The sequence below is a fragment of the Saccharomonospora amisosensis genome, from assembly GCF_011761185.1.
GTDB lineage: Bacteria > Actinomycetota > Actinomycetes > Mycobacteriales > Pseudonocardiaceae > Saccharomonospora_A > Saccharomonospora_A amisosensis.
This window is the reverse complement of the sequence record NZ_JAAOYM010000001.1, coordinates 2,032,469-2,045,662: the sequence shown is the minus strand read 5'-3', so window position 1 is coordinate 2,045,662 and position 13,194 is coordinate 2,032,469. Positions and strand designations below refer to the sequence as shown.

General features: G+C 71.3%; 18 protein-coding genes. 6 read left to right on the top strand and 12 right to left on the bottom strand.

What is annotated here, in order from left to right:
• Positions 1-6: 6 nt before the first annotated feature.
• The 7 genes from FHU38_RS10000 to FHU38_RS09970 form a co-directional block, all read right to left on the bottom strand.
• Positions 7-441 (bottom strand): hypothetical protein, encoded by a 435-nt coding sequence (locus tag FHU38_RS10000; RefSeq protein WP_167169330.1) that lies wholly within the window; start codon positions 439-441, stop codon positions 7-9.
• Positions 438-1,010 (bottom strand): shikimate kinase, encoded by a 573-nt coding sequence (locus FHU38_RS09995; protein WP_167169327.1) that lies wholly within the window; start codon positions 1,008-1,010, stop codon positions 438-440. The genes FHU38_RS10000 and FHU38_RS09995 overlap by 4 nt, the downstream gene beginning before the upstream one ends.
• Before the next feature lie 56 nt (positions 1,011-1,066).
• Positions 1,067-2,260, bottom strand: coding sequence for a chorismate synthase (gene aroC, locus FHU38_RS09990; RefSeq protein ID WP_167169324.1), 1,194 nt, complete (start codon positions 2,258-2,260; stop codon positions 1,067-1,069).
• Positions 2,261-2,294: 34 nt separating this feature from the next.
• Positions 2,295-2,987, bottom strand: a complete 693-nt coding sequence (locus tag FHU38_RS09985) for a prepilin peptidase (protein WP_243852224.1) — start codon at positions 2,985-2,987, stop codon at positions 2,295-2,297.
• 191 nt (positions 2,988-3,178) lie between these two features.
• A complete protein-coding gene (locus FHU38_RS09980) occupies positions 3,179-3,838 on the bottom strand; it encodes a zf-HC2 domain-containing protein (protein WP_167169321.1) in 660 nt (219 codons plus the stop codon).
• Positions 3,835-4,347 (bottom strand): sigma-70 family RNA polymerase sigma factor, encoded by a 513-nt coding sequence (locus tag FHU38_RS09975; protein ID WP_167169318.1) that lies wholly within the window; start codon positions 4,345-4,347, stop codon positions 3,835-3,837. The genes FHU38_RS09980 and FHU38_RS09975 overlap by 4 nt, the downstream gene beginning before the upstream one ends.
• Positions 4,344-4,730 (bottom strand): hypothetical protein, encoded by a 387-nt coding sequence (locus FHU38_RS09970; protein ID WP_167169315.1) that lies wholly within the window; start codon positions 4,728-4,730, stop codon positions 4,344-4,346. Before FHU38_RS09970 ends, FHU38_RS09975 begins: the two co-directional genes overlap by 4 nt.
• A 179-nt stretch (positions 4,731-4,909) precedes the next feature.
• Between FHU38_RS09970 and FHU38_RS09965 the strand changes: the two genes are divergently transcribed.
• Complete coding sequence (locus FHU38_RS09965; RefSeq protein ID WP_167169313.1) at positions 4,910-5,371, top strand: QcrA and Rieske domain-containing protein; 462 nt, start codon at positions 4,910-4,912, stop codon at positions 5,369-5,371.
• Between the two features lie 49 nt (positions 5,372-5,420).
• On the opposite strand, the gene FHU38_RS09960 is transcribed toward FHU38_RS09965, so the two are convergent.
• Positions 5,421-5,885, bottom strand: coding sequence for a PTS sugar transporter subunit IIA (locus FHU38_RS09960; protein ID WP_167169310.1), 465 nt, complete (start codon positions 5,883-5,885; stop codon positions 5,421-5,423).
• Positions 5,882-6,118, bottom strand: coding sequence for a glucose PTS transporter subunit EIIB (locus FHU38_RS09955; protein WP_167169307.1), 237 nt, complete (start codon positions 6,116-6,118; stop codon positions 5,882-5,884). Before FHU38_RS09955 ends, FHU38_RS09960 begins: the two co-directional genes overlap by 4 nt.
• Before the next feature lie 176 nt (positions 6,119-6,294).
• Between FHU38_RS09955 and FHU38_RS09950 the strand changes: the two genes are divergently transcribed.
• The 5 genes from FHU38_RS09950 (at position 6,295) to FHU38_RS09930 (ending at position 10,114) form a co-directional block, all read left to right on the top strand.
• Positions 6,295-7,560 (top strand): PTS transporter subunit EIIC, encoded by a 1,266-nt coding sequence (locus tag FHU38_RS09950; protein ID WP_167169304.1) that lies wholly within the window; start codon positions 6,295-6,297, stop codon positions 7,558-7,560.
• 81 nt (positions 7,561-7,641) lie between these two features.
• Complete coding sequence (locus tag FHU38_RS09945; RefSeq protein ID WP_167175880.1) at positions 7,642-7,929, top strand: DUF6343 family protein; 288 nt, start codon at positions 7,642-7,644, stop codon at positions 7,927-7,929.
• 35 nt (positions 7,930-7,964) lie between these two features.
• A complete protein-coding gene (locus tag FHU38_RS09940) occupies positions 7,965-8,627 on the top strand; it encodes a phosphoribosyltransferase (RefSeq protein WP_167169301.1) in 663 nt (220 codons plus the stop codon).
• Positions 8,624-9,289, top strand: coding sequence for a dienelactone hydrolase family protein (locus tag FHU38_RS09935; protein WP_167169298.1), 666 nt, complete (start codon positions 8,624-8,626; stop codon positions 9,287-9,289). Before FHU38_RS09940 ends, FHU38_RS09935 begins: the two co-directional genes overlap by 4 nt.
• Before the next feature lie 9 nt (positions 9,290-9,298).
• Positions 9,299-10,114 (top strand): serine hydrolase domain-containing protein, encoded by an 816-nt coding sequence (locus FHU38_RS09930; protein ID WP_167169295.1) that lies wholly within the window; start codon positions 9,299-9,301, stop codon positions 10,112-10,114.
• A gap of 23 nt (positions 10,115-10,137) precedes the next feature.
• Here FHU38_RS09930 and FHU38_RS09925 read toward each other — a convergent pair whose 3' ends face one another.
• From FHU38_RS09925 to FHU38_RS09915, 3 genes are all read right to left on the bottom strand, one after another.
• The gene (locus tag FHU38_RS09925; RefSeq protein ID WP_167169292.1) at positions 10,138-11,082 is read right to left on the bottom strand and encodes a D-2-hydroxyacid dehydrogenase family protein; all 945 of its coding nucleotides are present in this window, start codon (positions 11,080-11,082) and stop codon (positions 10,138-10,140) included.
• A 9-nt stretch (positions 11,083-11,091) separates the two neighbouring features.
• Positions 11,092-12,291 (bottom strand): endonuclease/exonuclease/phosphatase family protein, encoded by a 1,200-nt coding sequence (locus FHU38_RS09920; RefSeq protein WP_167169289.1) that lies wholly within the window; start codon positions 12,289-12,291, stop codon positions 11,092-11,094.
• A gap of 69 nt (positions 12,292-12,360) precedes the next feature.
• The gene (locus FHU38_RS09915) at positions 12,361-13,194 is read right to left on the bottom strand and encodes a shikimate dehydrogenase (RefSeq protein WP_313886721.1); all 834 of its coding nucleotides are present in this window, start codon (positions 13,192-13,194) and stop codon (positions 12,361-12,363) included.

The following is a 13,194-nucleotide window of genomic DNA, read 5'->3' as shown; positions in this document are numbered from 1 at the left end:
GGTTCCTCACTGCGGTGGCAGCCGCTTGGCCTCGCTGACCTCACAGCTGACCTCGCCCGGTACCGGGTTGGATCCCGGGACGGTTTCGGTGGCGGTCTGCCCCGGCCGCAGCCTGCCCTCCACGAAGTAGGCCTCCGTGGACTCACCCTTGGAGTTGCTGATCTTCACCGTGACCGCGTAGCGGTACAACTCGGCGGTGCTGTTGGTGACCTCGAGGCCCACCCTGGGCACGTAGCCGGTCTGCTCACAACTGGTGATCTTGACGTCCTGTGCGGCATCCCCCTCGCCAGGCGCCTCCGCCGCCGAGGAGGTCTTCTCCCGCGTGGTCTGGTCTGCCGGTTCGGATCCGCTGTCGCCCGCTTCGGCACCTGAGCCGCAGGCGCCGAGCAGTCCCGCGAGGCCGGCCAGCAGCCCTACGAGCCACACGCGTGAACGCATCATCGCTCCTTTGTGGAGTGTTCTGTTGTGTTGTTGCCGGGCGCCGATTCTGGCACACCGCCCTCGCGCAGCCGCTCGACGACCTGGTCGGCGACCTCGTCAGGGCTTCGGTCGTCGGTGTCGACCTCCACCGTGGCGACCGCGCGGTAGACCGGCAGCCGGGCCTCCAGCAAGGCCTTGTACGTCGCACGGGGGTTGATTCCGGCGAGCAGCGGTCGTGCTGTCGACATGCCGGTGCGTCGCACACCCTCGGCCATACCGACGTTGAGGAACACCACGATGTGCCCGAGGAGACGTTTTCTAGTTCGCTCGGAAAGCACGGCCCCGCCACCGAGCGCGTAGACGCCGTCGTCGCGAGCGAGGCCTTCGGCTACGACTTCCTCCTCTATCGCGCGGAAGACCTCCTCGCCGTCGGTGGCGAAAATGTCGGCGATGCGCCGGCCGGTGCTCGCCTCCAGTTCTGCATCGGCGTCGTGGTAGGGCTTACCCAGTCGGTTCGCCAGCAATGGGCCTACCGTGCTCTTTCCGGAGCCGGGCGGGCCGACGACGACGATCGGGCCACGAGCGGTCATGCGCTCACGGTAGCCTTCCGCGCCGGTGTGCCGCGCACCGGATGGTCCGCGGCCGGTCAGCGCTGCCACCAGCTTTCCAGCCCCGCCAGATACGATTCGGCGTTGCGCCTGCTCTCAGGCAGCGAGTCGCCACCGAACTTCTCCAACGCCGCGTCGGCCAACACCAGTGCCACCACCGACTCCAGGACGACCCCGGCCCTCGGCACGGCACAAACGTCCGAGCGCTGGTGGATCGCCACCGCTGGCTCCCCGGTCGCGACATCCACTGTGGACAGCGCCCGAGGGACAGTCGAGATCGGCTTCATCGCGACCCGCAGCCGCAACGGCTCCCCATTGGTGATGCCGCCTTCCAGGCCACCAGCCCGGTTGGATCGGCGGCTGACACCCTTGGGGCCATCGGCCCTGTCGATCTCGTCGTGGGCCTGGCTGCCCCAGCGCCGGGCGGTGGTGAAACCGTCCCCGATCTCCACGCCCTTCATCGCCTGCACGCCCATGAGAGCCCCGGCCAGCTTCGCGTCGAGCCTGCGGTCCCAGTGCACGTGTGAGCCGAGACCGGGCGGTAGGTCGTAGGCGATCACCTCGATCACCCCACCGACGGTGTCGCCCGCCTTCCTGACCTCGTCGACCTCCGACACCATGGCCTGCGTCGCCTCCTCGCCGAAGGCCCGCACCGGACTGGCGTCGATACCGGGCAGATCCTCCGGACGCGGAAGCGGCCCTTCCTGCGCCTGCGCCCCGCCGATGGACACCACGTGGCTGACGATCTCGACACCCAGCAGTTGCCGCAGGAACGCCCGGGCGACCGTGCCCAGCGCCGTCCGCGACGCGGTTTCCCTGGCACTCGCCCGCTCGAGCACCGGCCGTGCCTCGTCGAAGCCGTACTTCTGCATCCCAGGAAGGTCGGCATGGCCGGGCCGGGGCCTCGTCAGTGGCTCGTTGCGGGCCAGGCCCCGCAACTCGGCCTCATCGACCGGATCGGCGGCCATCACCTGCTTCCACTTGGGCCACTCGGCGTTCTCGATCTGCACCGCGATAGGGCCGCCCTGAGTGAGGCCGTGCCGCACGCCGCCGACGAACTCGACCCGGTCGGTCTCGAAACCCATCCTCGGGCTGCGCCCGAAGCCCAGCCGCCTGCGGGCGAGTTGCTCGCTCAGGTCAGCGGTTGTGATCCGCACCCCCGCCACCATGCCCTCGAGGACGGCGGCCAGGGCCGGGCCATGCGATTCACCAGCGGTTATCCAGCGCAACACCCGACGATCCTGTCACGAGCCCACACGCGCTCATTCAGCTACCCATGTGCACCTCCGAGCCCGCGCCGGGGAACAACGTGACCAGACAGGCCGCCATGAGCAGGCCGGGACCGTGCGGTACCCCGTCACGCCAGCGGCGAACGCGCAGCGCCGCTGCCGTCGCGGCCAGACCCAGTGTGGTCACCGCGGCCGTGCTCGCGGTGACCACAAGGGCCTGCCATCCCGTCGCGCCGACAACCGCACCGAGGCTGCCCGACAGCTTCACGTCACCCGCTCCCAGCGCGGTCGGCGCGACGGCGTGTACCAGAGCGTGGACACCGGCGAACAGCACGGCCGCGAGCACCGCCCGCGCGAACAGTGCGCCACCGGGCCCGGCCACCGCCGCGATACCCAGCGCCAGCGCCGCGAGGGGGTACGCGGGCACGGTGAGGGCGTCGGGCAGGCGGCGATGACCGAGGTCGGCCACGGCCAGCGGCACGCTCAGCGCTGTGACGACGAGCGGCACGGGCAGCCACCACGCGGGCAGGCCGCCTGCCGTCCAGCGCCAGGCCACCGCGGCCCAGAGCGACGCCGTCCCGGCAGCGCACCAGCGGACCGGCACGGCGGCCGGGCGCGGCGCGTGGCACAGCACCCGGCTCGCGGCCCAGCCGATGGCGAAGCCGGTGACGGCGAAGATCAGTCCCCAGAACACCGATTCAGCCTGCGGCGCGAACGAGTCGGCTGGCAAGGAAACCGTGGTACGAGAGTTCCGCTCGTGGCGCCGGGCTCAGGTATTTCACTCGTGCGGGTTTCGCAGCTCGTCGCTACCGCGAACCGGGCACGGGTTACGGCACGGCGTCCGTGCCTGACGGCGACGCGGAACTCGCGGGCAGGAACGCGGAACTCGCGGGCAGGAACGGGGGACTCGCGGGCAGCGGGTCAGCCTGACACTGGTAGCCGCAGCAGCACCGGGCCCTGGGGCACGCGCACCTCCAGCGCGGCGATCTCCGCGCGGGTGAGCGGGGTCCCGATGTTCAGTTCGGCGGTGTTGTCCGGCACCGCGTACCAGCTGGCCAACCGGGTGGCCGTACCGTCGGGCCGCACGGCGACGAGCACGTAGTCCCCGCCCTTGCCGCCTTCGTAGCTGCACGACATTTCCACCCGGGTGCCCCAGTCGACCTCGGTGAGCCGCACGCTCGCCTGCACCGGATACGCGCCAAGCGGTGTCATGGCGGTGGCTGCGGGCCCCGGGGACTCGCCACCTGGCAGCGCTGTGAGCAGCAGGGCGATGCAGGCGGCGAGAGCAACCGCGAGGGCCGCGACACCGCCGACGACCCGGCGCCTTCGCTGCCCGCGCACCTTCGCCAGCAGACCGGGCAACAACTCGGGCGGCGGGTGCGTCTCCAGCCTTGCAGGCGATTCGACCTGCGCCAGCAGACCGGGCAGTCCGGCAAGCTCACGGACCGAGCGGGCGCACTCCTCGCAGTGCCGCAGGTGTTCCTCGAACTCGGCTCGCTCCCCCGGGGTCAGCGCACCGAGTACGTAGGCCCCGTCGAACGTGGTGAACGGATCGACGTGGCCGTCGGGGGTTGGGCTCACCTCGTCACCCCCTTCTCCTCGAGCACGAGCCGCAGCGCGCGCAGGGCGTAGTGGGTGCGGGATTTGACGGTGCCCTCGGCGACGCCGAGCCGTGCCGCGGCGTCGGCCACCGACAGTCCCTGGAAGAAGCACAGCAGCAGCACCTCGCGGTGCCGTGGGGACAGCTCGCCCAGCGCGTCGGCCACGATCCAGCCCTGCACGGCTCGCTCGGTGTCGTCGGGTACGGCGGACTCCGGCGGAACGTCGGTGGCGACCTCGGAGCGGGCCGCCGCCGAGCGCCAGCCGTCGATGGCGATGCGCCGCGCCACCGTGAACAGCCACGACCGCGCCGACCGCTGGGACTGGTCGAGCACCCGCGAGTGGCGCCACGCGCGCAGCAACGTCTCCTGCACGATGTCCTCCGCGCGGGTGCGGTCGCCGTCGGTCAGGTGCAGCGCGAAGGACCACAGCGCCGCCGCGTGCTCGTCGTGCAGTGCACGCATCAACCGCGCTTCGGCCGCTTCGTTCACGCCACGTCGCCTCGGGTCGAGTTCTGCCGACCGGTGACGAACAGCAGTGCCAGCCCGAACACCACGCAGCCCGCCTCGGCCAGCAGTGCCCACAGCTCCTCCTGCGTGGCGAACTGTTCCTGGACGCCGAACAGGCCCACGGTCAACGACAGCACGTACGCCAGCAACGTCGCCGCGCCGAAACCCACGGCGGCAAGCGCGGGCAGCCAGTGCCGCCACAGCAGCACGGCGGCGGCGATGACCACCCCTGCCACGACGTTGACCAGGAACAACTCTCCGACCACAGCGGTTTCGGACGCCCAGTCGAGCCACACCACGAGGTGCACCCACGCCGAGCCGAGCAGTCCCGCCGCCACCAGTACCCGCAACACCCAGCCGACCATCGCCACTCCCGACTCGCCGTCGCTGTCATGGTGCCCGCCGTCGGCGGGCAGCCTCCGGCATCCGCGTCGCCTTTCGCGTTCCCTACGACAACCCCTACCGATAACACGGTGCACCCCACCGCGGGGTTCGATCCCACGAGAAACTGAACCGAACGCGTGTCGTTGTCGTATGTAGGCATATGACTGAGCGATCTCGGCACTCAACCAGCCGCCGCACCGTCCTGACGACCGGAGCCGCCGTGGCCACCGCCGCGGTCGGCGGGGCCGCCCTCGCCGCCTGCGGAGGTGAGCAGGGCGGGCCTACCTCGGGAGGCGGTGAGCAGCAGCCCACAGCCGGCGGGCAACCGGGGCAGAACCTCACCTCGCTGTCCGACGTCCCCGTAGGCGGCGCCACAGCCGTGACCACCCCCGACGGTCAGGACGCGGTCGTGTCCCGGCCTTCGGCGAACGAGGTGGCCGCGTTCAGCGCCATCTGCACGCACCAGGGCTGCAAGGTCGACCCGCAGGGGGCCGAGTTGCGCTGCCCGTGCCACGGCTCTGTGTTCGACGCGTTCACCGGCGAGGTGCGGCGAGGTCCCGCCGACCAGCCGCTACCCGAGATCAACGTGCGCGTCGACAACGGCCGGATCGTCACGGCCTGAGGCGGCGACGGTCGGCGACGGGACCCGGCTGTCAGCGCTGAAAGCGCTGTCAGGCCTGTCGGGGCGACCAGACGAACAGTTCCTGCCCGACGCCGACCGTCGCGCCCTCCGGCGGTATGGCCAGGGCCGCCGTCGTGGCGTCGAGCGCGATCACCGGCACCACGGGTGAGTAACCCGCCTGCCGCACCGCCGCCGGATGCCAGCCGAGAACCGGCTGGCCGGCCCGTACCGACTCGCCGCGCACCACGTGTGAGGTGAAGCCCTCGCCGTGTCGTTCGACGGTGTCGATGCCCAGGTGGACCAGGACGGCACGGCCGTCGTCCGCCGCCACCACGAACGCGTGCGGGTGCAGCGTGGCGACGGTGCCGTCGATCGGCGCCACGGCATCCGCGGGGCCGTCCTCCGGCCACACCGCCAGACCCGGCCCCACGAGGGCCCGCGCGAACACCGGGTCCGGCACCCGCGCCAGCGTCGCCGTGCGGCCAGCCACGGGGCTGCCGACTCGCAGCTTCACAGCAGGTCCTGGATGTCGCCCGCGATCGTGTCCGCCTCGGGCCCCACGATCACCTGCACGACGCCGCCCATTCGCACGACACCGTGCGCGCCCGTCCGCCTGAGCGCGGCCTCGTCCACCGCGGAGCCGTCCCGCAGTTCGCAGCGCAACCTGGTGACGCAGCCCTCGATGTCGACGATGTTGTCCACGCCGCCCAGCGCGGCGAGGATCTGGCGCGGCCGTTCGTCCGCCATCGTGATCTCCTCATGTCGTGCGGCTGGCAGCCACAAACCCGTAACGGCGGTTGACACCGCCTCGGTGGCGGAGCATTCTGCCCCATCGACGAATGGTCTAGACCCCGCAACGTACCAAGGCAGGCAAGCGAAGGCGAGCACGGAGGCACCGCCACAACCTGAACCGGAGGTTCCCGATGAACGCCACCACCGAGGCCACCCCGAAGGGCAGCGGCAGGCGGTTCGCCGGGCTGCAACGGTTCGGGCGGAGCCTGATGCTGCCGATCGCGACACTGCCCGCCGCGGGCCTGCTGTTGCGGCTCGGACAGGACGACATGCTCGGCCGCTGGTCGGCCACCGAGGACATCGCCAGGGTGCTCGCGGCGGCCGGTGGCGGGCTGTTCGACTGGCTGCCGCTGGTGTTCGCGGTTGGCATCGCGGTCGGCTTCGCACGCAGGGGCGACGGCTCCACCGGCGTGGCCGCCGTGGTCGGGTTCGTGGTGTTCAACAAGGTCGTGCAGGTTTTCGCGCCGATAGAGAACCTGGAGGGGTTCGAACAGGGCTGGTACCTGCAGCCGGTGAAATGGCCCTACAGCATCCTCTCCGGAGTGGTGGTAGGCCTGGTGACCGCCGTGCTGTGGCAGCGCTATCACCGCGTCAAGCTCCCGACCTACCTCGCCTTCTTCGGCGGGCGGCGGTTCGTGCCGATCCTCAACGCCTTCGTGCTGCTGCTGGTGGGCGTGCTGTTCGGGCTCGCGTTCCCGCCGATCGACGCCGCCATCCGCTCGCTCGGCGAGGCGGTCACGTCCGACGCGGTGGTCGGCGGCGGCATCTACGGCATGCTGAACCGGCTGCTGATCCCGGTAGGGCTGCACCAGTTGCTCAACGTCCCGGTGTGGCTGATCTTCGACGGCGGAGACATCAACAACTTCTTCGCGGGCGACCCCGACGCGGGCGCGTTCATGACCGGTTTCTTCCCGATCTTCATGTTCGCGCTGCCCGCGGCGGCGCTGGCCATCTGGCGGACAGCGCGCCCGGGCCAGCGCAAGATCGTCGGTGGCATCATGGTCAGTGCCGCGCTCACCTCGTTCCTCACCGGTGTGACGGAGCCGATCGAGTTCTCCTTCATGTTCGTGGCGTGGCCGCTCTACATCATTCACGCGGTGCTGACCGGGCTGTCCCTGGCGCTGGCCAACGCACTGGACATCCACCTCGGCTTCACCTTCTCCGCGGGCGGGATCGACTTCCTGCTCAACGCGGGCGCGCAGGCGGCGAGCGGGGCGTGGCTGCTCATCCCGATAGGGATCGCCTATGCCGTGCTGTACTACCTGCTGTTCAGGTGGGTCATCGTCAGGTGGAACCTGCGCACCCCCGGCCGCGAGGAGGACGACCAGCCCACCGCCACCCAACCCGCGGACCGAACGGAAACCGCCGACGAGCGGCCGGGCAAGGCCGACACCTGACCGCCCGACGCCGAGGTAGGAGGGGCCGTCCAGGTGTCACCCGCAGGTGTCGCGGGAAGCGCGGCTGGGTACTCCGTCGACATGCAGGCACGACACGACCGGCCCCGCACCCGCGAGGAATACGAGCGAGGTCTGCCCGACTACCACGACCCGACCGGGGGCTTCGGCGGCGCCGCCCCCGCCTACAGCGCGCTGACGTTGCGGATCGTGCTCGCGAGCCTTGCGGTCGTGCTCGGCATCGCGGGCGCGGTGCTGTTCGCCTGGTTCGGCATTATCTGGGGAGCCGTCGTGCTCGGCGTACTGGCCGCGGGCAGCGCCGTCGACCTCGGCTGGGTCGTCCGTCGCAAGCGGCGTGGCGAGCCGGGCTGACCGCGAGCGACGTCGAACGAGGCGAGCAGGAAGTGATGCGCAGGACGACGAAGGTCGGACAGACGTTCACCAACCGCCGCGAAGCCGGCGTGAGGCTGGCGCGAACCCTCGCCGGACGGCACTGGGTGCGGCCGGTCGTACTGGGGCTGGCACGAGGTGGGGTGCCCGTCGCCGCCGAGGTGGCGCGCCTGCTCGGCGCCCCGCTCGGCGTGGTGGTGGCGCGAAAGATCGGCGCGCCCGGCAGGCCGGAGTTCGGCGTTGGCGCGGTGACCGCGCACGGACCGGCGAACTACGACGCGGCCGGCGTCCGCGCGCTGGGTATCTCGGCCGACGAGCTGGACGTGGCATCGGAACGCGAGCGTGCCGAGGCCCAGCGCAGAGCGCGGCTGTACCAGCGTGACAGGCAGCCGCAGCCGGTGGAGGGCCACGACGTCATCGTCGTGGACGACGGCCTCGCCACCGGCGTCACCGCCACGGCGGCGCTGCGGGCACTTCGCCAGGAAGGCCCTCGGAAGCTGGTCTTCGCCGCGCCGGTGTGTGCCACGCAGGCCGAGGAGGCGCTGCGGGCGGAGGCCGACGAGGTGGTCTGCGCCTGGCGGCCCGAACGCTTCCACGCCGTCGGCGAGTGGTACTCCGACTTCTCGCAGACCACCGACGACGAGGTGATCCGACTTCTCGACGAGGGGAGCCAGGCATGACGGTGCCCTTCGACGTCTCGACCGGGAGGGCCGCGCTACCGGGCGAGCTGACCGTGCCCGCCGACGCCCGGGGCGTGGTGGCGTTCGCACACGGGTCCGGCAGCTCCCGGCACAGCCCGCGCAACGTCGCCGTCGCAAGGACGTTGCAGGACAACCGACTGGCCACGCTGCTGTTCGACCTGCTCAGCAGCGACGAGGAAGAGCTGGACCGGCAGACGGCACGATTGCGCTTCGACATCGACCTGCTGACCGGGCGGCTGGTCACCGCCGTCGACCAGCTGGCGAAGGCCGAGCACACCCGAGGGCTGCCCATCGGACTGTTCGGCGCCAGCACGGGCGCGGCGGCCGCGCTGGCGACCGCCGCGCGCAGGCCGGGCCTGGTGCAGGCGGTGGTCTCCAGGGGAGGACGGCCGGACCTTGCCGATGACGCGCTCGAGGACGTGAGGGCGCCGGTGCTGCTCGTCGTCGGCGAGCGCGACAGGCAGGTACTCGAACTCAACGAGCAGGCCGCGCGGCGGTTACGCGCCCCGCACGACATCCAGGTGGTGTCCGGTGCCACGCACCTGTTCGAGGAGCCCGGCGCGCTGCGGCGGGTCGCCGAACTGGCCGGTGACTGGCTGCACACGTACCTCACCGAAGGGCAGGGTGTCTCGCCTTCGTAGGGTGGGGGCATGGACAGCGTGCGGTTGATCGAGCAGTGGCCCGTCGACAACGCGGCGGTGGCGGTGGTGGCCGCCGACGGCACGGTGCTTGGCGCACACGGTGACCGCGGCAGGGGGTTCGCGCTCGCGTCGGTGACCAAACTCCTCACCGCGTACACGGCGCTGATCGCCATCGAGGAGGGCGTGGTGGAGCTCGACACGCCCGCCGGACCGCCGGGGTCAACGATCCGGCACCTGCTCGCTCACACCTCAGGCCTCGGCTTCGACAACCACCGCGTGCTCGCCGCTCCCGGGCAACGCAGGATGTACTCCAGCACCGGGTTCGATCAGCTCGCCGACGCGCTCACCGAGCACTCAGGCATCGCCTTCGCGGACTACCAGCGGGAGGCGCTGCTGGACCCGCTTCGGATGTCGCGGACCCGGCTGGAGGGTTCCCCCGGCTCAGCAGCTTCGTCCACCGTGGATGATCTGATTCCGTTCGCCGTCGAGTTGCAGCAGCCCAAGCTGGTGGCGGCCTCCACCCTGGACACGGCGACCACAGTGGCGTTCCCCGGCCTGGACGGGGTGTTACCGGGATTCGGGCAGCAGAAACCCAACGACTGGGGCCTCGGTTTCGAGATCCGGGACGGCAAGAGCCCGCACTGGACGGGCAGCCGCAGCTCACCCCGGACCTTCGGCCACTTCGGACAGTCAGGCACGTTCCTGTGGGTGGACCCTGACGCCGGTGCGGCATGCGTGGCACTCACCGACCGGCAGTTCGGGCCGTGGGCGGCGCAGGCGTGGCCGCCGTTCACCGACGCGGTGCTCGCCGAGCTGGGCCGCTGAGAGCGGCCCACCGGCGTCGCGTATCAGGCGGTGACGACCCGGATCGGTGCCCCCTGCGCGAACGCCGCGATGTCGGCGACCGCGTCACGGTAGAACACCTCGTAGACGTCGCGGGTGACGTAGCCGATGTGCGGGGTCAGCACCGTGTTCGGCAGCGACCGCAGCGGATGGTCCGCCGGTAGCGGCTCGGTGTCGTAGACATCCAGTGCCGCGCCGCCGATCGTGCCCTGTCGCAGCGCCTGCACCAGCGCGGACTCGTCCACGATGGGGCCGCGGGAGGTGTTCACCAGCAGTGCTGTCGGTTTCATGGCCGCCAACTCCGCCGCCGTGACCAGCCCGCGGGTGCGTTCGCCGAGCACCAGGTGGATCGACAGCACGTCGGACTCGGCGAACAGTCGTTCCTTCGACACCGCTGTGACACCGTGCTCGGCGGCGCGCTCCTGCGTGAGGTTGTGGCTCCAGGCGATGGTGCGCATGCCGAAGGCCTGCCCGATACCCGCGACCCGCGACCCGAGCCTGCCCAGCCCCAGCAGGCCGAGCGTGCTGCCGTGCAGGCTGGTGCCGAGGGTGGTCTGCCAGCCGCCCTCCCGCATCGCGCGCTCCTCCTTCGGCAGGTGCCGCAGCGCGGCGAGGATCAGCGCCCACGTCAGTTCCGCCGTCGGGTGCGGTAGGTAACCGGTGCCGCACACCACGATGCCCCGCCTGGTCGCCGCGGCCACGTCGATCGAGGCGTTGCGATGTCCCGTGGTCACCAGCAGCCGCAGGTCGGGCAGCCCGGCCAGCACGCCGTCCGGGAACGGGGTGCGCTCCCGCATCGCGACCACCACGTCGAACCCGGCGAGGCGTCGCACCAGCTCGTCGCGATCGGCGATGTGGCGGGTGAACACCTCGATGTCGGCGTGCAGCGAGTTCCAGTCGGCCAGGCTCAGCGCGACGTTCTGGTAGTCGTCCAGGATCGCGATCTTCATGCCCTCACGCTAGGGCACTCGCAGGTCCACCCACACCAGGTGGTGGTCGGAGGCGTCCCCCAACCGGTCCAGCGCCGACCCCGGCACCGGCCAGAACACCCCGTCACCTCGCACACCAAGGCCGCGAGCGGGCAGCACGTAGTCCACCCGCAGGTTGCCGGGCGCTGCGTCGCCGAAGTCGGCGGTGTCCAGCCAGGGATCTGTCTCGTGCTCGGTGTTGGCCCCGCCCTGCTCCCGCGCCGCCACCGCGGCACCGAGACTGGCGGGGCACGTGTCGTGCACCCGTGGCGCCCGCAGCAACCGCCGGATCGCGCCGGGCACGCTGTCGCCGTCGGCCGGGTCGGCGTTGTAGTCGCCCGCGACCACGAACCGCTGCCCTGGAGCCAGCCCGCCACGCCCGCCCGCGTCGTCGTAGATGTAGTCACCCTTCCCCGGCGTCACGTAGTCGGCCCAGAACCTGATCTCGTCGTGGTTGCGCGTTCCGTTGCGGTCCTCCGGCCCGTCGAAGGTGGGCGGGGTCGGGTGCGCCGCCAACAGGTGCACGGTGCGGTCATCGACGCGGATCGGCACGTCCCAGTGCGACTTGGACGAAAGCCGGAGCACGTCCAGGATCTGTGGCGAGTACCAGTCACCGGGTCGTGGGGTGGCGGGGTCGTCCGGCAGCAGCGCGCCGGGCAGGTCACTCCACCGGAACCGCTGGAAGGTGCGGACTCGCGCGCTGTCGATCGGGTAGCGCGACAGCACCACCATCCCGTACTGCCCCTCGAACTGGCCGAACCCGTGCGCGTCGTTGCCACCACCGACGCGCCCGTCGCGGTCGAGGTCGTAGCCGGTGGGCACACCGGTGTTCACCGGCGCGGTGAACGCGTAGGGGTAGTCGATCGGCCGGGCACCGTGCTGGCTCAGCGAGAGGTAGTTGTCGCGGAACGCGTTGACCGCCGCGTCGCCAGGCACGTAATCGAACTCGTTGAGCAGCAGCACGTCCGGGCGAACCCGCTGGATCACCTCGGCCACCTCGCGCGCCTGCGGATCATCCGGGGTGGACAGATCCGCCAGCAGCCGGCCTTGCTGTGCGCGGTTGAGCGAGGCGTTGAACGTGGCGAACCGCACCCCGCTGTCGCGCTGCGGCGCCGCCTGCGCCGCGGGAACGGCCAACACCAGCAACACCACCGCCGCCACCGCGGCGGGCACCCTCGAGAACCCGATCACGGGCAGACCGTAGCCCGCGAAGGTGAACGAAGGGCGGCTTTCGCGCCAACCGGTGTGGTCACCGCGCTGTCAGTCCAGCGGCAGTGGCAGCACCCTCCCGGTAGCCTCCAGCAGCGCCTCCCGCATCACCTCGCGCGGCGCGCTCAGCCCGGTGAACTGCTCGACCTGCCCGAAGGATTGATGCAGCAGCATGTCCAGGCCGGTAGCGACGTGCCCGCGGCGAGCGGTGACGGCGGCGGCAAGCGGGGTCGGCCACGGGTGGTAGATCACGTCGAGCACGCATCCCACGGCCGACAGCCGTGTCGCGTGCTCGGCGACGGCATCCGGTGGCACGGTGCTTACCAGCACCGAGGCGTCCGCCACGCAGCCTTCGAAGTCCACTTCGGACCAGCGCCGCACGTCAACGCCCAGCCCGGCGCGCTTGGCCGCGGCGGCCGTCTCGTGCGCCCTGGCGGGTTCGCGCACCACCAGCCGCACCTCGGCCAGCCCCAGCCGCGCCAGCCCCACCACGGCGGCCGCGGCGGTCGCGCCCGCGCCGAGCACGACGGCGACCTGGCCGGAGCCTTCCCGAAACCCTCCCGCCGCCCGCAACGCGCCCACCACGCCGTCCACGTCGGTGCAGTCGGCCAACCAGTCTCCGGATTCCAGGTGGACAAGTGTGTTGGCCGCGCCCACCGTCGAGGCACGCGGTGTAGCCGTCGCCGCGAACTCCAGCGCCGCCCGTTTGCCCGGCATGGTCACTGAAAGGCCCGCCCACTGGTCACCGAGGCCACGCACGAACGCGGGCAGCCCCTCGGCGTCGACCTCCAACCGCTCGTAGGTCCAGCCGCGCAGGCCGAGCGCGCGGTAGGCGGCCTCGTGCAACACCGGCGACAGCGAGTGCGCCACCGGCTTGCCGAGCAC

Bases quoted from the DNA above. Each gene is read 5' to 3' on its own strand.
- FHU38_RS09925 (WP_167169292.1), bottom strand. From the start codon at position 11,082: ATGAAGATCGCGATCCTGGACGACTACCAGAACGTCGCGCTGAGCCTG.
- FHU38_RS09945 (WP_167175880.1), top strand. From the start codon at position 7,642: ATGCAGGCACGACACGACCGGCCCCGCACCCGCGAGGAATACGAGCGA.
- FHU38_RS09930 (WP_167169295.1), top strand. From the start codon at position 9,299: ATGGACAGCGTGCGGTTGATCGAGCAGTGGCCCGTCGACAACGCGGCG.
- FHU38_RS09995 (WP_167169327.1), bottom strand. From the start codon at position 1,010: ATGACCGCTCGTGGCCCGATCGTCGTCGTCGGCCCGCCCGGCTCCGGA.
- FHU38_RS10000 (WP_167169330.1), bottom strand. From the start codon at position 441: ATGATGCGTTCACGCGTGTGGCTCGTAGGGCTGCTGGCCGGCCTCGCG.
- FHU38_RS09950 (WP_167169304.1), top strand. From the start codon at position 6,295: ATGAACGCCACCACCGAGGCCACCCCGAAGGGCAGCGGCAGGCGGTTC.
- FHU38_RS09970 (WP_167169315.1), bottom strand. From the start codon at position 4,730: ATGGTCGGCTGGGTGTTGCGGGTACTGGTGGCGGCGGGACTGCTCGGC.
- FHU38_RS09935 (WP_167169298.1), top strand. From the start codon at position 8,624: ATGACGGTGCCCTTCGACGTCTCGACCGGGAGGGCCGCGCTACCGGGC.
- FHU38_RS09955 (WP_167169307.1), bottom strand. From the start codon at position 6,118: ATGGCGGACGAACGGCCGCGCCAGATCCTCGCCGCGCTGGGCGGCGTG.
- FHU38_RS09940 (WP_167169301.1), top strand. From the start codon at position 7,965: ATGCGCAGGACGACGAAGGTCGGACAGACGTTCACCAACCGCCGCGAA.
- FHU38_RS09965 (WP_167169313.1), top strand. From the start codon at position 4,910: ATGACTGAGCGATCTCGGCACTCAACCAGCCGCCGCACCGTCCTGACG.